This window comes from Paenibacillus sp. HW567 (assembly GCF_000374185.1).
GTDB lineage: Bacteria > Bacillota > Bacilli > Paenibacillales > Paenibacillaceae > Paenibacillus_AQ.
Genome location: NZ_KB910518.1, coordinates 4,649,086 through 4,670,637 on the forward strand (window position 1 = coordinate 4,649,086; position 21,552 = coordinate 4,670,637).

Here is a 21,552-nt window from a genome sequence, read left to right on the forward strand (position 1 = left end):
CTCCCTAGTAGTTAGTATTTAACTTCTCATTCTCTTAATCATTCATTTTATACTCTTGCACGGCAGGCACGATAATAGCCTCTTGCACCTTTGCGCGTGCAATCAGTACGGGGTGGGCCGTCTCGATGACGGCAATAACGGAAGGGCCTTGTATGTATTTGGTGATGCCATACTTGCTGTCTTCATAGAGAAAAGGAAAAGCAACTCCGCTGGATTGATCGACAATATCGAACTTAATGATTTTAACTTGAGTTTGGAGTCTGCTGCCCGCCAGGGGGGACAGGCCGTCGTCCAGTCCCAGATTCGCCTGAAGGGATTGCCGGAAGGTGGCAAAAGCTTCAGCGGGGTCAATGATCAGACGGCCTTGTGTCCGGGCGGCCTCATTAAGCGCCTGCGATGCATCGTGTACAGCAATGTTATTGGCATCCTTCAGCATGCTGCGCAGCGTGTCCCACTCCTGATTTTGAATCTGAAAAAACCAGGAGTAGACGAAGATCAATAGCACAAACCCTAGCTTAATAATATAATCCATAGATGGTTCATCCCTTAGTCAGTCGAGATACTCGCTCATGATAGATCCGTGTCCGTAATAACGCGCCGGCTGGGTCACACCCGAGAAATTGTAAGGAAACAGATTCAAGCGCGGTGCTGAGATATATACATCCATCCGCTGCTTGCGTTCTTGTACCGTTTCCGTACTGCTCGTGATTTGAATGGACGCCTCAGGAAATCCTACAGCCTTCAGGTTAGAGATCACCTCACTTCTCATTGAAGCTGTGACCATCCCCTCTGTTGCCGCTTTTTGCGTGATATACGATGTGTTGGCTTTGACCTGCAGATCGAGCAAATAATCAATATAAGTAAAAATCGGCTGCAGGATAATGAACAAGACGAGCCACATAAATAATGCCCGGAGGACAGTAGCTTTCACTAGCAGAATCCTCCTTTTAGTACTGCTCGACTTGTTTGGTATGTGTGATAATATCATCCTGGCTGCTGCCGATAATATGGGTTGCCGCCGCGATGAATATCCCGGCAATCACAAAACCAATAGCCAGAAACAGGGCAACTGAGATTGAATCTTTTTTCATGGCGATTAGCCCGCTGTATGGGACAACGTTTGAACGGATACAGTCGATGTGCCAGACTCCAGTGGCTGAATCATACTCACTCCAGGTATAGTCGGTTTGTTGTCATCTGCGGCGTTAATGACATCCCGTACGAGCGGAATCAAAATGGCAATTACGATGGCAACACACAGGAACCCGATAGCGATGAACAATCCAGCAGAAATAGCGTCTTTTTTCATTGTTAATTTCTCCCTTTTCATTTTATATTTTTATTTGATTCTTGAATACAACAAAAATTTCAGACAATGCATTTACCAACACTCATTGGAACATTCCCACACCGTTAAAATTTCCTTTAATCAGCAAAATGTACTGCATCGCCAGCGATACGATCATCAGGAAGGTGGCAATAGAAGGAATGACGTTGATAATCGTCGACACGTCGCCGATAAAGGACCATTTTTTCAGATACTGGTCACTGGAAATTTTGGTGATGATTTTGCCCTGCTCCCGCAAATAATTCGCCGCTTCCGTATCATCGTCCATGCCCTCCGTGGCCAGCAGAATCGAGCGGATGTCATTTATGAAGGCATGATCGTCCGGAAATTTGCCGCAGAACCATTCAATTGCCCGCTCGTTCCCTTCATCCACCGCCCGTTCAGACAGCTCGTACAGATCCTGGCGGATGTAGCTGAAATGACTGGCCGTTCCCGCACAGAAAGCGCCAAACTGCATATATCCCCGCTTGCGCAGCCGATTGTTCTCGTAGAGCCGGATGAAGGAGATTAGCTCGCCGTCTTTTTGAATGAGCGTTTTCTGATGCAGCCAGGCCAGCAGCCAGCCCAGCGGGAGATATTTCAGCGGACTGGTGAGGATCAGAATCAGAACACCCACAAGCAGATCGTAGATAGAAAAAGGTGCGGAACGCAGGAAGTCTCCTATAGCCTGAATCATTACATAAATGAGCGCTGCGGAATAACGGAACAAAGTGATTTTACCGGCAGAAATGGTTAGGCCGCTGTTATGTAGCAATTGCTGGAGCCGTTCATTATGCATACGTTCTCCGAGTATTTTCCACCTTGCCCCCAGCCGAAGCATATAACGCTCCTGTCTGGTGCTGCTGCTCACAAAAACCAGTAATGAGAGATACACAAGTCCCAGAACGGCAATCAAAAGTAAAAGTCTATCCATAATTCATCACCTTAGTGGTAGTCCAGTTTTGGCCTGGCGAGTATGGTACTGATCATGAAAGAGATGAACAGCCCTGAAATAATTACCATCAAAAAAGTTAAGCCGACACTTGTCTGAAACTGCAGCTTGAAATAGACATCGGGCTTCAGCATATAAATAAATGTTCCGACTGACGACACCAGCACGACCAGGTTACCGTATAACCCCAGGCTGATAGCATCCCTGCTTCCTGCCTTTACCGTCAGAATTGTCTCCCGCTGCTGCTCCATTGAGCGGCTCAGCATCATGAGGGTATTCTTCAGGTAACGTGTGCCTTCTTTCTCGCAGTACAACAAATCTGACACGAACTCCACGGCAAAGGTAGTCCCGATTGCCCGCGCAAAGCGCTCCGCCTCATAGGTAAGCTCCCGTTCATTGCTGTAATTAGCAAACGCCGCCCCCATTAGCCTGAGAGCAGTCTTCAGCACATTTTCCTCCGTCAAAAGGTCAGCAGTTTTGGACAAAATCGAATCCACCGACAGATGCGTGAATTTGGCCGCTATTTTAATTACATCCAGCAAATCATAGCTTCCGCGTACCTTCCTCTGTGTATAGCCATACCTCAGCCGAAGATAAGGGACACTCGCCGCAATCATTGCCACAAAGAGCGGGAACCGCCAAGCGCCCTGAACCGGAAGCCGGTCATCGAAGCTGATTCCTTCCAAAAAAGGATTACTGAAGCTCAAATGCCCCGGCAGCTCTCTTAAGGTCAGCAGTCCTGAGATAAAAATAGCGCTGAACAAAAATAGGGTGCGAATGGAAAAGCGCATCACGCTGATGCCCGGTTCATATTTACGGTGGACGAAATACAGCAAATCATCCAAGTGCCGGTACAGCCACCTCCTTTTCTTATTGCTGCTGACCTTTTTGCCAAAAAGACTGATCCTGAGGCTCATCCCCAGGTCGATCTTCTGCCCAAGCTGCCGCAAGTGCCTTTCAATCAGCGGCTTCACCAGCAGCCACAGGCCACCCGCAATCAATAAATGAAAGGCAACCCGAAGCATATAAAATAACAGCTCCATCCCTTCTCCCCCTTCATTCATTCAGTACAATCTTTGATTTGAGACTCTCCTTGAGCGGCTCTACCATCGGCTTCAGCGCAGCCAAATGCCCAAGCTCCTGTAGCAGCACGCGTGAGGACCGGGGATTTTTCTTGTTCATCTTCCGCATGAGTCCGGCTGTCAGCTTGTCATTATAGGTCCAAGCGGATTGTTCTTCCTCCCAGCGCATCAGATCATTGGCAAATACCGAGTTTGCAGCTTCGTCATAATACACCTCGGAGATCCGCGCCAGCCGCTTTTTCCCGTCTGCGACACTTTCAAGAATAAACACCAGCTCACAGGATTTGAGTGCAGAGATCAGATGCCCCTTCAGACTGCCGCCGATCCGTGTCGATACCGCAAAAGCCCCCTGATAAGGAATATCCTCCGAATCCACCGTGTGAAAGGTTCCCGTAATACCGTCATAGCCCTTTTCACCGCTCCACAAATAGAACTCCCATTCGTTGTAACGCATTTCTGTCATATAAAGAATGTTCGGATCATGCCGCAGCGACTCCACCCCAACCTCCATCAGCTCTTCGTTGGCAGCCTGAATCGGGATAATTCGATGGCCCTTGATCTGATATGGCAAAATCGACTCCGGATGCTTCTCAATCATCACCACACCCATGCAGGAAGAGGAGCCGAGAAGCTGTTCACCGACAACCGTGTTGGCAAAGGTAGTCTTGCCCGAGCCGACTGCCCCGGCAATAATCGTATTGCGGAATGTACCCGACAGTGCGCGGATCAGCTCAATAGCTTCTGCAGGGATGCACTCCGTACCGGCTTGATCCTCCAGATCGAGAAATTCCACCACCTGCCGCCGCAGCGAGATTGTCGTGAAGCCTTCCCAGACCCTGGGGGAAACCCAAATTGCGAGACGGATGAAGCGGCCCGGCCAGAGCGGATCATCCATTTTGAATTCTACGGAAGGATTGTCCTTGTTGAGCTTCTTATTGGGATCGCTTTTGAGTAAGGAGCGTTTGAGCTGCTCCACCCGGTCCAGCGAAGGCATTTCGTAGGGATAAACTACAAATTTGCCGCGATGGTTGTAAAAAATCTGCCGTCCGATCATCTGCAGCCCGGTAGACTCACTGTAAGCACGGTCGGTGAACCAGCGGTAGGCAGGCCCAAAGCCCTTCCATTCGTGGAAAAGCGCCTCCGCCGCTGTACCATACGCCTCCGGCACCTTGCCGGTAAACGGTGTTTTGCGCAAATACTTCTCGATCTCGTTCATAAAAAAACTGACTGACTGCGGATCGCCGATCAATGCTTTGGCATTAAGCTCGAAGTACCCTTCGTCCTCCCGCTCCAGCTCGGCGTTCATATCATTTTTCATTTTTTGCAGAAAGCCGTAAAAATCATCCTTACCCGGCCTGCTGGTCCGCAGTACGCTTTGCTTAAGCGAGAACAGAAGGGAGCTATCGTTAGGACCAGGCAGCCTTAACGGCTCCAGATCAGCTTCCTGCACAGCTCCTTCCCGCTGGTCTTGCGCTGCGTTCGGCCTATTGCGCCATACTTCTTCCTGGTATTCAATCACTGGAAAATCCCCTTCTTTCGAGCTTCCGGCGCCAGGCCCAGTGCTACCAGCAGTGCGTGGACCTTATCATCCACATGCTGAAGCTCTCTTTTGCCGAGTGGAAGGCTGTCCTGAAAAGGCTGATAATAGGGAAGCTCAAGTAAAATCTCACTGCCGAAGCGAAGCGCCAGATTCTTGGGTGAGCTTAGTTCCTCCACATTGCCGCGGTTAATGAGCCACTGAAAATCCTGCGGATGCAAATCCATATGACCGGCAAGCTCCATTAAAGATTGAAGACGGTATTCATGCTTGGGATGTGTAACAATCATACGCAGTGCCGATTTCTGCATGCCCACATACCACGCTGCGCTTTCGGGAACAGATCCGAAGTCGGCAACCACCACATCGGCGGCTTCGGCTGCCTTGGCAAGCAGATATTCAATCTCTTCCTCCTGATAATCCTGGACACTCAGATAGTCGAAGTTGCCCGGCAAATAGGCGTAGCCCTCCTGCCTAACCAATCCCTCAAAATCCCCAGCCTGCAGCATTTTACCGGTCAGCCGGGGGCGCAGCCTGTCTAGACTGATTGCCGTCTTGCGGTCGTATCCGGGATCGTACAGATTTAAACCGAGCAGAATCACCTGCATTCCTGCCGCCGCCATCCGCCGGGCGAACAGCTTGGCCATGCTTGTACAGCCGATCCCCGGACCGGAACCGAAAAAACCGACGAGATTGCTCCGTTCCTCCCGTTCCTCCTCCAGAATATAGCGCAGCTTGTCCACAATTGCCGACGAAGTCGAACGCGGTGGGATAAAGAAGATTCCCAGACTCTCACATAACATATGAATGGACTGATAGCTGCGGACTCCCTTTTGCCGGTAGACATACAATAACGATGAGTTCGGATAACCACGCCGCAGTTCGCTGAGTCCCGACACCGGAACCTGCTCGCTCGTAACCATCAGCATCTGCCCCTGTGTCTGGGAAGGTTCGGGCAGTACATTTTGCGTAACTACCGTGAACCCGGCAAGCTTGAGCTCATTAACCGTCAACTGATCCATGCCAAAACTGAATATTTTCATATCATTCGCCTCCCTTCATTTTTACTCGACCCGCACAATCCAGAGCTTCTTGCCCTGCTCCAGATATTGCCCCAGCCGTTCGCCGTCGCTTTTCTTCAGCTTCAGCTCGGGTGCGGCCACTTTGCCGGTTGAGGTGAAACGGTTGTTATTGTTGCCGTTCTCCGAATCCAGCACATCATTGTTGTCCTCGGTCCTTACATAATTCACGGTGACACCAGTGAGGAATACCTTGCGGGCAGGCTCCTTAGGACCATCTCCAGCAGCACCACTTCCCGTTGTTGATCCCGCAGCACCGGGAGATCGGCCGCCTGCACCTGCAGAACCGTAGCCGCCAGTCCGCGCCTGATTCGCCAATTCAGCGTCAACCAGATAAATATCCACCTTGTCTCTGCTGCGCAGGGAACCGTTGATCGCATAGATAGCGTCCTTTGGAATAGGAAAGATTCCTTCGTCCTGCTGCGGCTCCAGATCACTGACATCTACAAGAGATGCCGTCAAAATACTGCCGTTTGTCAGATTTACATTTGTAATCTTATGCTCCACCTGGCTGATGTCCGTGATCACCCCGGAGGGGATGTCCTTGGTCTGAACGGAATCCAGATAGAGGTCACTTGGCTTCAATTCATAATTTTTTGGTAAAAAACTGCCTTCAGCCGCTTTAATCTTGACCACAGTCTGCGATAACACGTACGGTTTGAAGTAAAGATCATAGCCGAGCAATCCGCCAAAGCCGACGATCAGAATGAGAAAAGCAAACAAATAATTGCGTCTTAACAAATGTCCCCGCTGTGATGCCAAGCCTTTTACCCCCTTTGAAATGTCGTTTTTACCCATGACAAAATACACCTTGGCCCAAAGTGCCAAAATGCCGGTAAAATGCTTTTTTACCTGTAGTAGTTGAGAAAATTATTAGATTATCAATGAGGCGGTGCAGCTTGAGGATAACTGAGGGAGCAGGCTCCCGGCTGGAGAAGGGTTCCGGTGAACAGCAGGCACAGTGCCGGATATGGCACGGCTGCCGATGTTCACCGGAGAATAGTCCTATTTAATTAAACACAACAGTTTTGTTGTGATGGACAAGAATTCTGTCCTCAATATGCCATTTGACCGCCCGGGCCAGTACAACCCGTTCAATCGTGCGGCCGATGCGCTTCAGCTCATTCACATCATCACTGTGGCTGACCCGCTGCACATCCTGCTCGATGATCGGTCCGCCGTCCAGCTCTTCCGTCACATAGTGGGCGGTGGCGCCGATAATTTTCACCCCGCGCTGGTAGGCCTGGGCATACGGCTTGCCGCCTACAAATGCCGGGAGGAACGAATGATGAATATTAATGATCCGGTGGCGGTAATGCTCTATGAACGCTGGTGAAATAATCTGCATGTACCGCGCCAAAATAATAACGTCGATGTCAGCCCCGATAACCTCAAGCTGGCGTCGCTCCGCTTCCGCCTTCGTATCCGCTGTAACCGGGATATGATGGAACGGAATGCCGAAGGATTCAACATACGCCTGCATATCGGTATGATTGCTGACAACAAGGGCAATATCCGCATCCAGATCGCCGGCCTGCCATTGCCAGAGCAATTCAACCAGACAGTGATCCTCTTTGGAGACAAAGATTGCCAGCCGTTTCTTGTGGCTTACACTATAAATTTGCCAGTTCATCTTAAACCGCTCAGCCACGCCGCCAAAGATAGAGCGCACTTCATCAATCCGCTCATCCAGATTAGGCAGGTCAAACTCTACTCTCATAAAAAACATTCCGCCATCCGGGTCCATAGTGTATTGATCCGACTGCACAATGTTAGCGCCGTGCTGGTACAGAAAGTGTGATACAGCGGCGACGATTCCCGGTCCGTCCGGACAGGAAATGAGCATGCGTGCCCGGTTCGGGTATTGTCCGTTTGACGAATGATCTCTCTTTACATGTAATTCCATAATCCTCTGTCCATCCTCTCATCTGCTAGCGCAATCTGTGGTTAAGCTTAAGCGTTCAGGAGCAGCTCTTTGCCTGCCAGCCATGCGATAAGCCGGTGATTGATCGCTTCCTCACTAAGCTGCGGGAAAAGCTGTGCAGCAGCAACGTTATCGTACAGACGTTCCAGCGGTTCACGCGGATCTGCCTTTTTGGCCTTGGCATCGTTCTTGAGCAGTTCCCATACATCCAGCACATACCGGCGGGGATCAAGCTCCTGCTTGGCAAAAAAGGCCTGCAGCTCCTCAACCTGCTGGAGAAACTCTGCTCCAAACCGTTCCGCCACATTGCCGCGCAGCAGGGCAATCTCCACCTCGTACATCGGGCGTACCGTCTTCGCATCCTTCCCAATCCAAGGAGTCTCCAGAATAAATGGCAGACCTGCCAGTGCTTCGTGGTGAACTACCTTGTTGATGGCCTCAAAACCAATGTACCCTGAGCCAATTGGGGTATGGCGGTCTTTACCCGCTCCGCGCGGGTTTTTGCTGTCGTTGACATGGACAACACCCAGCCGCTTAAGGCCAATGATCTGATCGAACTGCTGCAGCACACCATCGAGATCACCGACGATATCATATCCGGCATCATGAATGTGGCAGGTATCGAGGCAAATGGACAGCCGTTCGTTGTGCTCGACCTTGTCGATGATCGAGGCAATCTCCTCGAAGCTGCGTCCGATCTCAGTCCCTTTGCCGGCCATAGTCTCCAGAGCAATATGCACTTCGGTTTCATCTGTACCGCCAAGCACCTCATTCAGACCATCCGCAATCCGCTGCACTCCGTATTCGGCATCCTTGTCCGTGTAGGCTCCCGGATGGAGCACAATATGCTTCACCTCAAGCGCATGCGTACGGCGGATTTCCTCCTGCAGGAAATCAACCGCCAATTGATACGTACTTTCCTTATAGGAACCCAGGTTGATGATGTACGGAGCATGGACAATAATCTCATCCACACCATTCTCCTTCATCGCTTGCTTTCCTTCAGCGGGGTACATGGATTCAATCGGCTTACGGCGCGTATTCTGCGGCGCCCCCGTATATATCATAAATGAGGTAGAACCATATTCATTTGCTTCATTGGCCGCGCTCAGGAGACCCTTGTCCGCGCAGGACACATGTGAACCTATTTTCAGCATGCCTTTTCCCTCTTTCCTTCACGAATTAACCCCTATTCTACCGTGATCGGGAAAATAAATCTAGGCAAGCTGCTGCCGCCGTCTCTCGCTTCGCAAAACTTTGGATATGCGCTATACTTTATCTGAGAATGAAATTTGTGATAATCATCATTGTCAAAGGCGGTGTATACATGTCATTTAATCAAGCTTAAGCCTGCTGTCCACAGCACCGAGCCATTGGTTTATGAACTCCATCGCATTTTGGACTTTCCTGCTGCTGGGCTGCATGTCCATCGGCGGCTATTTCATGTTCCGCAAATTTCTCAAGGTGCTGCCGAAGGCCGATGGCAAATCGAAGCTCGACTGGCAGAATTACTGGGTGGAGCGCAGCCGTCCGCTCTGGAGCGACGAGATGAAGGCCTTTCTGGATCAGTTGGTCAGCTTCCTTGAAAAAAAGGCATCGACTACTCTCCATACCAGCACCTGATCAAGTAAACATTCCACTTCTCACAACATCATTTCAGGACCGGCCTGAACCGAAGGAGCAAACCATATGAAATACGTAATTTGCGGCGGCAGCGGCTTTATCGGGCGCAAGCTCACAGAATACTGGCTGCAGGGCGGACATCAAGTCCTCGTTGTTGGCCGCAAGCTGCCTGAGGCCCACTCTCCCCATCCAGGCCTTAGCTGCCTCACATGGGACAATCTGGCGTCGAATCCGAAGCTCGCCGAAGGCGCTGATGCAATCGTCAACCTTGCCGGGGCCTCGCTCAGCCAACGCTGGAGCCCAAAAGGCAAGAAGGCGATTATGCAATCCCGGCTTGAGACCGTTTCTGCGGCTGCCAAGCTGCTGAATGCACTGCAGCATAAACCCGCAGTGGTCATTCAGGCCTCCGCTGTCGCCATTTACGGCACATCGCTGACAGATGCCTTTGATGAAAGCTCTCCGGCACATGTTATGGATTTCCCTTCCGGGGTCGTGCAGGCATGGGAGAACGCTGCTGACGAAGCTTACACGGGAGTAAGGCTGGTCAAGCTGCGCACCGGAGTGGTGCTTGGCAACGAGAGCGGCGCTTTGCCCAAAATGAAGCTGCCCTACATGCTCGGCTTTGGCGGTAACATCGGAACCGGGAAGCAGTGGCTGTCCTGGATTGACATCGCCGATATAGTCCGGCTGATTGATTTCTGTGTGCAAACTCCCGGAATCGAGGGCCCGGTTAATGCAACGGCTCCGCAGCCCGTGACCAATGAGGAATTCGGCAGAATGATCGGCAAAGTATACCATCGTCCACATTGGTTCCCACTACCAGGCTTTCTGCTTACAGCAGCCGTAGGCGAGCTGTCGGAAATCCTGCTGAAGGGTCAGCGTGTGCTCCCTGCCAAAGCGCTGGACCACGGCTTTACTTTCACCTATTCAACCCTCCAGCCGGCGCTGGAGCATTTGAGAGCGAAGTAACACCAAATCTTAGGCTGAATGGAACGTGTAGCTGCCTTTTACAATGGTGAATTCGGCCCCTTCCGTCAGCGGATACTCCTTGTATGGAATCATTGCCTCTCCCTGAAAAAGTGTTCCGTTTCTGGAGTCCAGATCCTTCAGGATATATCCCCCTGGACCCTTGAGGATTTCGGCATGCACTCTGGATGCCCCCTCGGATTTTTCAACATACTGCGCTACCTCAGGTGAGCGGCCAATGAGAAAGCTGGGGCGGTTCAATTCGATTTTTTCCGGACTGCCGTCTTCGTCTTTCTGGACCCTTTCAAGGTATGGACCCGCCCGGCATGTTTTCTCCTTATCCCGCTCATTCTCGGAGGGCTGATTCCGTGTCAGCAGCGTCGTTGCCTCTACAGGGACTGGCATAGATGCTTTTGCAGGCTGGCTGCGTACTTCTGCATCACCTTTAGAACGTATGGCTTGAGCACCGCCGGTAACCAGAGCATCAGGTTTCTGAGCGGCTCTTGGCGCAATCGGAGTGCCAGCTAGAGTACCAGCTACGGTACTAGTTGCACTAGCAGGAGCTGCGACATTCCGGCCAAAATCCCATTCCAGCGCCCTATGATTCACCCATCTCTTATCCTCCGCCTCACCTTCTGCGTCTTCTTCAGCTTTGACGCTTCCAAACACCATTCGTCCGCTCCATACCAGCCAGCAGAGAACTGCGAGCGCCAGCGTCACTGCTCCACAGACCACCAGCCAAAGCGGCTTAGGATTGTTCAAATAAAGAAACTTCCATAATAACGCGTCAACCAGAACACCACCAAGCACAACATAGGTTCTGTTCCCAGACGGTTCAGTGGAGACAGGGCTCTCGGAACCTAGTTCGTCCGCTTGCGGCTGCGGCTCCTCTTCTCTTAACCTCAGTCTCGGATAACTGTTCATCCAAGAAGCCTGACTCTGAGCTTCACCAGCCGCGTTTCCGTTGCCCAGCTCTAATTTCCCCCTCTCTGGGTTAGCCGGTTCACTCCCTGCGGATAAATTGTTCCGCTCCCGGACTCCCCCTTCTGTTGACAAAGACACTGACGGCATGGGGAGGTTTGACGCAGGCTCAACAGCCCCCCTATACCTTGGTGCTCCGTCACCGTCTGTCAGCAGCTCCGCCAACAGCTCCTTTAACCCTGTCGGAGTGAACTCCTCTCCACCACAGTATTGCAGCAGCCTCTGCACACCATCACCGGAGAGTTCACTTACGGACGACATAAGCACCATAATCAATGACTTCAGTGAATCTCCAGGACGCACGGCAGATTCGGCAGACAGTAGAGGGAGATAAGTGAGAAATACCTTGCCGCCGCGAAGAGGTCCTTCAATAAAAATGTAGTCCTCATGCAGCGCATACTGCTCCGCCCGAAGCATATATAGCTGTCCCTCTTCCATCCCTACAGCAATTTGCAGCAGCAGTCCGAAGAGATCCGTCAGGCTAAGCTTTTCACTTTTCAAAAGATGGCTGAGCATTTTCCGGCGGGACAGCGAATACTCCAAGGTTACCTGCAAGTCAATTTCTCTGAGCAGCAGCCGCAGATGATGCGGAATGCCGGTATTCATCAGCATGCGGGCCTGAACCATATTGAGGTCCTCCGCACGCAATCCTTCAGATTTGCTAAGCAGCAACGAGAACCCGTCCTGCTGCACAAAATCACGGCTCAATCCGAACAATAACCATCACCTCCCTTATAGATACAAATAAGCACAGATAAACCCTGGAACAACCGCCAGCATAAAAGGAAACCTCAACAGCTCACTGCCGTTTCCCTGCTTAAATAAACGAAGATCGCGAAGCAACAGAAATCCTGCTGTCCGGCTGATGATCCCCCTTATGCGTCTTCCGGTTTCCCGCCTGGTCAGAACAATGATCCAGCCGATCACTGCACCAAATAACACAGAATATACCGTAACCTGCAGTGTAAACAATATTCCCGTCCAGGCCCCGATTCCCGCAAAAAGCTTAACATCCCCAGCCCCAACCGCACCGATAAGATGCATGATCAGCAGCAGCAGGAACCCCGCAATTGCGCCGCAGAGGGAAAATAGTACGCCGTGCCACCCTTTCATCAGGCCCTGCACAAGCACTCCGGCAAGCAGCGCGGTCAGAGTGATCCAGTTCGGTATCCGCATATAGCGGATATCCGTAATTAACGCCACTGCCAGGAACGGCAGGCAGCCCCAAAATGCCCATACCGCCATTAACATGCCCCTTCTTCCGCCAAATTCATTTCACTACTGTAAAAGTTGCTTCAAGCGTGGTCCCGTCGTCCAGGCGAATCACAAATGGCCATGAGCCCGGCGTAGTGTTCACTCCGATTTTCCATTCCCATTCGATATATCCGTTCGCATCTGCCTGCTTCCAGCCCAAATATTTGGCCGTACTCTGGCCGCTCTTATAGAAGATCGACAGATTGGCGGAAGCATTCGGCGGGATTTTGACCCGAATCCTGCCCTGATGATTGGCCACCCCCGGATTCGGCTTCTCCAGAATGACAATGGAACTGTTCTCCTCCTGAGCTCCTCCATCCCCGCCTTCATTACCTGTCGCGTTGGTATTTCCAATCCACAAACGTTCAACCGCACTAGCCTCCAGCACAATACTCTGATTCAGAAAAGGCACCTTCATCGGCAGCTCATAGCTCACCACCAGCCCAAAATATGGACGGGAGCCCTCCTTCAGCTCCGGTATCATCACATTGGAGACATGAATGCGGTCATATTGCAGCCAGTCCGATGCAAGATAAGGCTTCATTACAGGCTTCAGCGCTAAATCCAGCGCGGACTGTGACGCTTCCGCCTGCAGCTTCTGCAATGGAGCCTCGCCCTTCTGTACGGCAGACTTGACCCATTCATCCAGAGGCTTCGGGAGGTCTGCCACGTAGCTCTCACTCCACTGCTCAATCGACAGCCTTGGAATGCTCCAACTGCCTGAACCCGGACCTGCACCTCCAGCAGCCTCAGTATCCTTATTTCCGCCAGAACCTCCGCTCCCGGCAATACCCGAAGTTCCAGCGGCGGTACCGTCCCCCATCCCACCTGGCGCAGCCTTCCCATCATCGCCTCCATCCCCCTTTGCTCCCCATTTCTGTGCAGCAAGTGCAGCAGGGTACATGTGAGTGGAGATCACTTTAACCGTATCCGAAGCGGTGCTCTGCAAAGCGGTGGAATATAAGGTCATCTGTACGATGAAGATTAGAAACAGTACAAACAGCAGGAACATGGGGAGAACCATAGCAGCTTCCACTACCATGCTGCCTTCATCTTTTGCCTTCTTTCGCTTCCGGTACCGGTTCCCCACTGCGTTCACCCCCATGCTAATAAGAGAAATCGGCTTTCACTGCCCGGTAATACAGCTTGCCCTGCACATCACCGGGAAGACCTGCACTGTAATCGAGCAGCTTCACCACGCCCGGCAAAAACCATAACGAAGTTGCCATTCTGATATCTGCTGCCGCATAGGTGAACTTCTCATTCGGATTGCTGCCGGTATTCAGCCGGATCAAGGCCAGCATCCGCGACAACTGCACATCGCCGTCTCCATGCAGCACCAGGAACAGTCGCAGGTAATCCCGATAGCTCAGCTTGACGGGTATGTATTTAGAGATTGGAATCTCGCCATCCTTGCATAACAGCAGCATATCCTGTACCGCCTGCTCGACTCCGTATAGCAGCGCCGCAGCCAAGATTAACAGCGGATTGCCCAGTGCAGCCTTTTCTGAAAGACCCTCCATAGTTCGTATAGCCAGACGCGTGGCAAAAATCTCCCCATAAGCTGCCGCTATATTTCCGCCGGGATTATAGAAACCATACAGGATGTACTCCAGCTCCTGGGCATTCGGATCAAGCTGATCTGCGAGCATGCTTACTGCTTCATTTATTGAGCCTGTAGCTAAGCCGCTTAATCGCAATGGATCAAAGGCGGGAAAATACAGCGCCGAATATTCGGTCTGAAACAGCCTGTCCCTGGCCCCCTCCAGCACATCACCCATTGCAGCGTAGAGACCGTCCATTTTGCTCATAGATGAACTTCCTGCAGTATATGGATTTGTGCTTGCGGGTTCTGCGGCTGCTTTCTGGTCCAATCCACTGTTAAAAGCAAGGTTCTCCTCATAATATTGGCGCAGCGTCTGATACCGCTTCATGGCTTCTCCGGCGCTGTCGCTCAGCCCGCGGATTTGGTCCAGCAGCTTCATGGCATCGCCGAGCTTCCCCTTGGCCTCCTGCTCAATCTGTTTACGCTGGCTGTCCGATGTGCGATGCGCTTCGATCTGAGCGGCTTCGGCCGCAATGACCGTCCCATTGTTCCAATAATTCCGTATGTAGCTGCTTATAGCTTGCGAAGCGGCCAGAACACCGCTAACCATAAGAGAACGCTCCGCATTATAACCCGTTGCTGCCCCCAAGCTCCCAGGCAGCCCGGACACCGCCGGCCCCACCGCCTGCGCAGCTCCCTTCTGTGCAGATAAGTTATTCTCCATCGTACTGATATCACTGTCCGTGAGAATAAGTGAATCCTCCTGTTCCCGCAGCTTCTTAATGGGATCGGCGCTCAGCTCATCTGTACGGTCCGGGATATCCCAGTCCCGCGCGGCATCCCTCGCATCATCCGGTCCGTTGTTCCTAGACTGCTCTAATAAGCTCTTCATTTGAGCATTCAAGATTTTGACCTGCTCAAGCGCAGCCCCTGCATCCTCAATGAGTTGGCCGTGTTCTTCTTGAAAATCAGACAGAGCAGCGGGAATCCGCGAAATCAGCTCAGCGGATTGCTGTGAAAAAAGTGCCAGAATACTTCCATACTGTGCAGACTCGTCTTCATCACGATACAAATCGGCATAATATTTGCCGACATAATCGTTGTACATAGCCGGGATATCCGCAGCCGAAGCGATATCTCCCACCGCGATAGACCCAATGCTGTCGCCGGAAGGATTCATGATCAGCTCCTGCAGCGCTTTTCCGCTCTCCGCAGCCTGCTTCCGCCGCTTCAGCATCAGATCCAGCGCTTCCTCGCGCTCATCATATAAGGGCTGGAGCTTACTAAGCAGCTTCGTTGTCCGTGAAGCCTCTCCCATAGCCGCAGACAGCGGCTTGAACTTCCCGGCCAGCTCCAGGGCAAAATCAATCGGCGCCTTGTATTTCATCTCCTCAACGATTTGCCGGCGAAAGATATCATAGCTGCCAAGCGGACGGCTCCAGCTAAGCGATGAGGAATCCAGCTTCAACGGCAGCAGATTAAAAGCATCGCCGCGCCCGCCCTCATAAAGATTGTCATTCAGCACTCCGGCCAATAGCTGGTCGCCGTCATTGCCACCGAAGGCAAACAGGCCATACTTGTCCTTGAGTTCAATATCGTATGAAGACAGCACTGAACGGACACCAGCCCTCGCCAATCGCTCCTCCTGCACATTCACAGCGGCAATCCGCGCATAATCAATCAGCACAGCACTGAACAGAAATACAAAAGCTAGTACCATAATCAGAAATATAGAGACTGAGCCTTCTGTCTTGTACATCCAACTATGAATCCAGCAATGATCCCAGCGATAATTCCAGATCCTGTTGATCAGGTTTCCGTTCCCCTGCCTTCTGCCAAGTTGTCTTTTGCTAACCCGACCTATAATAGTCAAACTCCCTTTTTTCTTGCGTCTTCCCGGTCCGTCATAGCTCCCCTCTAGCTTCACACCACATCCACCTCCTTTCCTCGCAGTTTCCCGCTGCAATTCTTCTACCCCGCGACTCTTCCCATCTGCCGTATGCAGTTTCATTTGATTACTTCAGCTTGGTCATCATCATAGCGGCATTTTTCTTCTCCATACCTGTCCCTGACTTGGCGTCCTGCGCACCGCCCTTGAATTTGGCGCCATAATAACGCATCAGGTCTACGGTACGAATGAATTCCACTGGCTCGGCAACCACAGACTGGGCAGTCACCTCAGGAACAGCCTTGTCCGCCAGCAGATCGTCCAGAACAGGTAACTTCAGAACCTTCTTCAGCTCCGCGCTTACCTTCCGGCCTGTGAGACTGTAGGTGTACTTCATCTCCCCAGGCATATTGGCCGAAACCATCCCGGAAGAACGCTGAAGCTTAACTGCGGGCAATGCACCTTCATCTGCGGCAGCAGGCAGTGTTACTGTCACGCTACCGTTATCCGCACCCACACCGAACAAGGAAGACAGCAAGCCATCCTCGCCAATCCGCCAGTAAAGGGAATCATATTGTCCCATGGCAAAAGAGCCCTCTTGCGCCTTGTTGCTGTTATCCCAGTTGTAGGCTGCGCGTTCAGTGGCGGCTGAAGCCACCTGCAGCAGCATCGACCTCTGATAGCTGTACAGACAGAAGAACAGCAGCAGCATAGTGATGAACATGATGATCGGCAGCAGCATAGAGGCTTCAATGGTAAAGCTGCCTTCATCCTTTTGAAGTGAAATCACTCAAATACTTCCTGACTCTTGTCTCCCGCAGTGCTGATCAAGGATTTGACTACCTTTACAATCTCCTCACGGAATACCAGCACTACCGCAATCAACACCGCAATAATCAGGATCATCTCCAGCGTACCCAGCCCTTCTTCATCCTTCCAAAAGCCCTTTGCAGCTTCTACAACCATTGAATTCATCATCAGTTTCATCCTCCTACATTTTTAGCATCATGAACGCCGGTGTTCCCACCAGCACTATTACAATTAAAAAGATAACCACCATCGGGAAAACCAGCTTCGAGGAAGCCTGCTCCCCGCGCGTCCGGCTGATCGCCTTCCGTTTCTCCCACAGCATCCGTGAAAGATCGCGCAGCGATAACACAAAGTCTGCACCACCCCTGCGGTAATTAAGGAGTACTGTAGTCGTGAACAGCGACACCTCCTGCACCGCACAGCGCTTGCTGAAATTCTCAAACGCCTGCTGAAACGAATAGCCGCTCTCCCATTCACCGGTCATTGTTCGCAGCTCCTTATACAGCGGATGTGGGCTGTCTTCTTTGCGGCTGTCCACACAGCGGACAATCGCCCGCTGCACCGTCTCTCCCGCACCCACCAGCAGCACAATGCTGTTCAACAGCTCCGGCAGCTCCAGCAAGATATTCTGCTCCCGCAGCCTCACCTTCTTATGCAAATCGTTGACCAGCGCAACCGGAAGAATTGCCGCCAGCACGGCGCCAAGGAGAATCCCGGCCTTCTCCCCGCTGAACATTGTGAGTGTGCTGCCAGCCACCAGCAACAGCCAACTGTAGCTGAACATCTCCCCCATGAAAAGGAGCGTCCTCTCTGCGCTGTGGCGGTTTCCATAAGTCCGCTGCAGCGAGCGCTGAATTCTGAACATTACCGATGGAACATAATTGCCGAGCTTCCCTCTCTCTATCAGCAAGAGAATAGGCTCGCCAAGCCTGCGAAGCCGCAGCCCTTCCACCCGGAGTTCCCGCAGCCCGGCATACCGGTTGCCACATTTCAGACGCAGGAGCACCCAGCCGAGTGTGAGCGCCAGCGTGATGGCGCCGCATACCCATATCATCTTGTCACCTCCTTCACAGTGGTATGTCCATGATCTTGGAGGTCCAGCGGTAACATAGAAACAAGCTGCCGAGTGCCAGCGTGGAGATTGCAATTCCCGCACCGGTATACATCGGTTGCATGTAATCCCCTGCCGTCAGACTCATAAAAGCTACCATAACAAGCGGCGAGACCAGCAGAGCCTTGGCTTCGAATTTCTTCTGGGCGATACTGACGGCGATGTCCTGCTGAATATCTAGCTTCTCCCCGATAATTGCCGAGGTCCGGCGCACGATTTCCACCAGGTCGCCTCCTGTCCGCTTGCAGACAGAGAATACGTCCGCGAACCGTTCAACATCGTCCATGCCGGCCCGTTTGCTGAAATCATGCAGCGCTTCTTCCACCGGCTGACCGTACTCCATGCGTGCGCAGATAATATTCAGCTCAAAGATCATATCGCTGCCCCCTTCAGGGTCGAGCATGAGCAGGTCCTGTACCGCTTCACGAAAAGCATTCTCGACGGAACGGCCGGCAGACAGCGAAGAAGAAAGTGAGAACAAAGTCATCTTAAATTGCAGATTGAGTGCGGCACGGCGCCTGCGGAGCAGATAGTCGCGCAGCAATCGCGGCGCATAGGCCCCGCCCGGGACCAGCAGCAGAGATAGTAGAACATTATGGTAGAAAAGATAACCAATCCCCCAGAGCAGTACCCCGCCTGCCAGCAATGATAGGATGCTTTGTATCGAGGTTAACGTATACACTGTATAGTCCGGCAATTGCACCTGACCCCCAATAGTACGGGCAGCCTCCGCTGCTTGGGCGCCTTCGTGCCTGCCCTTACGAGCAAAAAATCCTCCTTTAGCTTTCCGCGAACGCTGCGTTTTCTTGTTCAAGATAATCAGATCACCCCCTCCTCCTTCATCTGAAGTCCGGTATTAAATTGGGACAACGGATAGCCGTGAACCCCGGCCATCTTTAGCTTGCCGTCATGCATCAGCGGATTCCCGCAGGTGACAAGACCGCCCTGTACCCGCCCTTCCCGCTCCCCCGTTTCCCGGAACTCATACAGCGGACTCAGCGCCACCTCCCCGTCCTGCAAACCTATGACCTCACAGATTTCCATCACCCGTCGTGAACGGTCCCGCAACCGCGACAAATGCACGAAAATATCTATCGCCGAGCCAATCTGCTGGCGGACCACCGCAACCGGCAAATCGGCTGCACTCAGCACCATCGTTTCCAGACGGCTGAGCATATCCCGTGCACTATTAGAATGGCCTGTCGATAAGCTCCCATCATGTCCGGTATTCATCGCCTGAAGCATATCAAGGCATTCCGCCCCCCTGACTTCCCCGACCACAATGCGGTTGGGGCGCATGCGCAGCGAGGAGCGAATCAGGTCCCGGATGGTAATCTCGCCTCGTCCTTCCGTATTGGCATTTCTCGTCTCCAGCGAGACGAGGTTCGGCACGGTGACAATCTGCAGCTCGGCGGAGTCCTCTACGGTAATGACCCGCTCCTGCGGCGGAATGAACTGGGACAAGGCGTTCAGAAAGGTTGTCTTACCCGAGCCGGTGCCCCCGCTGATAAAAATGTTATATTTGGCCGCCACCAATATTTGCAGCAGCTCCGCCGCTTCCCCGCTTAACGCCTCACGGCGGATCAGCTCACTCATCGTCATCGGCGTTTCGGGAAATTTGCGGATCGTCATCGCCGGCCCTTTAAGTGCAACCGGCGGCAGCACGATATTGACGCGGGAGCCGTCCTTCAGCCGGGCATCCACGATTGGCGAAGAGTCGTTCACCACACGGTTCACACCGGAGACCACGGACTGTATAATATCCTCCAGCCTGCTTCTGGACTCGAAAGCCAGCGGCAACCGGCGGATATGTCCGTCCTCCTCGACAAAAATCTCCTCATGACTGTTGATCATAATCTCGGTGATGGCCGGATTATCCACCAGCGGCTGCAGCACATCCAGTCCACGGAAGGAATCGAACAGCTTCTTGACCAGTTCATGCTTCTCCTGGGCAGTTAAATACCGCAGACTGTCGCGCTCCAGAATCGTCCGCTCAATATGAGCGGTAAGCTCGCGGTTCCCCACGGCAGAGGTAACATCAAGCCCTGACCGGATATCGCTGCGCAGCGCTCTGAAGATTTCTTCATTCATACAGACTCCCCGGTAAAAACACGCGGCAGCGCCGGCTCAATGATTTCCGCGCAGAGCTGCAACACCCCAGCCACGAATTGCGGTGAATTCAGACTTAGCTCCCCGTGGTGCGGCAGCGACCAGGATGGGATGTAAGGCAGGACGGCATCAATCCTGATTCCCGCAGGCAGTGCTCTGTCATAGGCTGAGTCTGCTGCAAAATTCATAACAAACCTGCTCTTGTCCGGCACCTCCTGCAGCTTGCCCGAATTCGGATTGCCGCAATGTCCGAGCCACCTAGCCGTCTTATACAGGCTGGCCTCATCATTCCTGAGCACCCACAGCAGAATACCGCATCTTTGCAAAACAGCCTGAGCCCGCTCCTCCTCAATGCTACCGGTATCCACAATTACGACATCATAACGTCCTCCTGCAGACAACCGTTCTAATAGATCCAGCGTATCCGCAAGCGACATCTGGAGCATTTCCTTGAAATTCTCTACAGGCCTGAAGGAATCGCTCCGCAGGCTGTCCTGCCGCACAGCATATCTTTCCAGTGCAAGCCTGTCCGGCCGGGCCTCACCCTCCTCTCCCACGCTTGCCTTCAGCTCATACAGCAGACGTTCCAGCCCGGGTGAATCCCCAGGCGGCATCCGCATTACCAATCCGCTGCTGTCCACACTTTCCAGATTCAGATAAAAAACAGACAATCCCAGCCCTCCAAGCTGCTTGGCCAGATTCAGCGCAAGTGTGGTTTTGCCGCTGCCTCCGCTGGCCGAGACCACCCCGAGGAGCAGCGTCTCTTCCTTGGGAATGGAAGCCGTCCTGCTCCGCTTCACATCGCATAGCCGGAGTATGGACTCCAGCAGTGACGGCAGCGATTGGTATTTGGCAATAACCTGACCGCCCGCCAGGCTCCCGTCCTGCTTGCCGGGAACCTCTCCCGCTTCGCTCAGAACCGCCCACGGAACCGTGCTTCTACCTTCCACGAGCCAAGCCTCGATAAAAGCGGAGTCGCCTACAACCGCATCGGGAATCTCCTCTCCCTTCATAAATTCCACAAAGGTATCCATCCGGCTAAACGCCGTGATCCGCAGCATTCTGCCATACTCGTTATGGTGGATGTAATGCAGTAATGGCTCAATATATTGACTCTCCCGCACCGCGAGCACGATCCTTGCCGCCATGTAATCCTCTCCTTTCTCCATAAAAAGACAGCAAAAAAGCACCGCCAATAACCGTGAGATACGGTCATTGAACGGTGCTTCCGTTACTATTCCTATAATTTACAGCTATAGTAGCATATATATAAGAGCACAGCAATAGCTTTTTTCAAATTGTTATTTTCGGAGCTTCGTTCCACCCAGTAATATATCCGTACGCAGCTTCCATTATCCGTCAC

Annotated in this window: 22 protein-coding genes and 1 pseudogene; 2 read left to right on the forward strand and 21 right to left on the reverse strand. The window is 52.4% G+C overall.

The genetic code is table 11. The features are described 5' to 3' along the window. Positions 1-34 precede the first annotated feature (34 nt). The 11 genes from B212_RS0120545 to B212_RS0120595 form a co-directional block, all read right to left on the reverse strand. Complete coding sequence (locus tag B212_RS0120545; RefSeq protein ID WP_019912926.1) at positions 35-532, reverse strand: hypothetical protein; 498 nt, start codon at positions 530-532, stop codon at positions 35-37. Between the two features lie 18 nt (positions 533-550). Further along, positions 551-931: a hypothetical protein gene (locus B212_RS0120550; protein WP_019912927.1), complete on the reverse strand. Its 381-nt coding sequence runs from the start codon at positions 929-931 to the stop codon at positions 551-553. Between the two features lie 16 nt (positions 932-947). Beyond that, positions 948-1,091, reverse strand: a complete 144-nt coding sequence (locus B212_RS34630) for a hypothetical protein (protein ID WP_019912928.1) — start codon at positions 1,089-1,091, stop codon at positions 948-950. 5 nt (positions 1,092-1,096) lie between these two features. Further along, positions 1,097-1,309: a hypothetical protein gene (locus B212_RS0120560; protein WP_019912929.1), complete on the reverse strand. Its 213-nt coding sequence runs from the start codon at positions 1,307-1,309 to the stop codon at positions 1,097-1,099. A gap of 82 nt (positions 1,310-1,391) precedes the next feature. Next, positions 1,392-2,261: a hypothetical protein gene (locus B212_RS0120565; protein ID WP_019912931.1), complete on the reverse strand. Its 870-nt coding sequence runs from the start codon at positions 2,259-2,261 to the stop codon at positions 1,392-1,394. Positions 2,262-2,272: 11 nt separating this feature from the next. Beyond that, positions 2,273-3,322: a hypothetical protein gene (locus tag B212_RS0120570; protein WP_036668365.1), complete on the reverse strand. Its 1,050-nt coding sequence runs from the start codon at positions 3,320-3,322 to the stop codon at positions 2,273-2,275. 13 nt (positions 3,323-3,335) lie between these two features. Beyond that, the gene (locus tag B212_RS0120575; protein ID WP_019912933.1) at positions 3,336-4,880 is read right to left on the reverse strand and encodes an ATPase, T2SS/T4P/T4SS family; all 1,545 of its coding nucleotides are present in this window, start codon (positions 4,878-4,880) and stop codon (positions 3,336-3,338) included. Further along, a complete protein-coding gene (locus B212_RS0120580; RefSeq protein WP_019912934.1) occupies positions 4,877-5,941 on the reverse strand; it encodes a hypothetical protein in 1,065 nt (354 codons plus the stop codon). Before B212_RS0120580 ends, B212_RS0120575 begins: the two co-directional genes overlap by 4 nt. Positions 5,942-5,962: 21 nt before the next feature. Next, complete coding sequence (locus B212_RS0120585; protein WP_019912935.1) at positions 5,963-6,739, reverse strand: SAF domain-containing protein; 777 nt, start codon at positions 6,737-6,739, stop codon at positions 5,963-5,965. A gap of 247 nt (positions 6,740-6,986) precedes the next feature. Beyond that, positions 6,987-7,883, reverse strand: coding sequence for a formyltetrahydrofolate deformylase (purU, locus tag B212_RS0120590; RefSeq protein WP_019912936.1), 897 nt, complete (start codon positions 7,881-7,883; stop codon positions 6,987-6,989). 47 nt (positions 7,884-7,930) lie between these two features. Further along, a complete protein-coding gene (locus tag B212_RS0120595; RefSeq protein WP_019912937.1) occupies positions 7,931-9,058 on the reverse strand; it encodes a deoxyribonuclease IV in 1,128 nt (375 codons plus the stop codon). 223 nt (positions 9,059-9,281) lie between these two features. Here B212_RS0120595 and B212_RS32015 point away from each other — a divergent pair. After that, a pseudogene (locus B212_RS32015) lies at positions 9,282-9,476 on the forward strand (DUF2621 family protein); the annotation flags it as partial. A gap of 114 nt (positions 9,477-9,590) precedes the next feature. Then, positions 9,591-10,493, forward strand: coding sequence for a TIGR01777 family oxidoreductase (locus B212_RS0120605; RefSeq protein WP_019912939.1), 903 nt, complete (start codon positions 9,591-9,593; stop codon positions 10,491-10,493). 9 nt (positions 10,494-10,502) lie between these two features. Here the strand turns inward: B212_RS0120605 and B212_RS0120610 are convergent, their stop codons facing one another. From B212_RS0120610 to B212_RS0120655, 10 genes are all read right to left on the reverse strand, one after another. Next, the gene (locus B212_RS0120610) at positions 10,503-12,188 is read right to left on the reverse strand and encodes a DUF6382 domain-containing protein (protein ID WP_019912940.1); all 1,686 of its coding nucleotides are present in this window, start codon (positions 12,186-12,188) and stop codon (positions 10,503-10,505) included. Between the two features lie 15 nt (positions 12,189-12,203). Continuing rightward, positions 12,204-12,716: an A24 family peptidase gene (locus B212_RS0120615; protein WP_019912941.1), complete on the reverse strand. Its 513-nt coding sequence runs from the start codon at positions 12,714-12,716 to the stop codon at positions 12,204-12,206. Between the two features lie 25 nt (positions 12,717-12,741). Further along, positions 12,742-13,815: a TadE/TadG family type IV pilus assembly protein gene (locus tag B212_RS0120620; protein WP_019912942.1), complete on the reverse strand. Its 1,074-nt coding sequence runs from the start codon at positions 13,813-13,815 to the stop codon at positions 12,742-12,744. 16 nt (positions 13,816-13,831) lie between these two features. Further along, positions 13,832-16,198, reverse strand: a complete 2,367-nt coding sequence (locus B212_RS0120625) for a hypothetical protein (RefSeq protein WP_019912943.1) — start codon at positions 16,196-16,198, stop codon at positions 13,832-13,834. An 88-nt stretch (positions 16,199-16,286) separates the two neighbouring features. Next, positions 16,287-16,949: a TadE/TadG family type IV pilus assembly protein gene (locus B212_RS0120630; protein ID WP_019912945.1), complete on the reverse strand. Its 663-nt coding sequence runs from the start codon at positions 16,947-16,949 to the stop codon at positions 16,287-16,289. Next, entirely contained in the window at positions 16,946-17,137 is a 192-nt protein-coding gene (locus B212_RS0120635) for a Flp1 family type IVb pilin (protein ID WP_019912946.1), read from the reverse strand. The genes B212_RS0120630 and B212_RS0120635 overlap by 4 nt, the downstream gene beginning before the upstream one ends. 13 nt (positions 17,138-17,150) lie before the next feature. Then, positions 17,151-18,023, reverse strand: coding sequence for a type II secretion system F family protein (locus tag B212_RS0120640; protein WP_019912947.1), 873 nt, complete (start codon positions 18,021-18,023; stop codon positions 17,151-17,153). A gap of 13 nt (positions 18,024-18,036) precedes the next feature. After that, a complete protein-coding gene (locus tag B212_RS0120645; protein ID WP_019912948.1) occupies positions 18,037-18,894 on the reverse strand; it encodes a type II secretion system F family protein in 858 nt (285 codons plus the stop codon). A gap of 5 nt (positions 18,895-18,899) precedes the next feature. Next, positions 18,900-20,171: a CpaF family protein gene (locus B212_RS0120650; RefSeq protein ID WP_019912949.1), complete on the reverse strand. Its 1,272-nt coding sequence runs from the start codon at positions 20,169-20,171 to the stop codon at positions 18,900-18,902. Next, a complete protein-coding gene (locus B212_RS0120655; RefSeq protein WP_019912950.1) occupies positions 20,168-21,337 on the reverse strand; it encodes a hypothetical protein in 1,170 nt (389 codons plus the stop codon). The genes B212_RS0120650 and B212_RS0120655 overlap by 4 nt, the downstream gene beginning before the upstream one ends. Positions 21,338-21,552 lie beyond the last annotated feature (215 nt).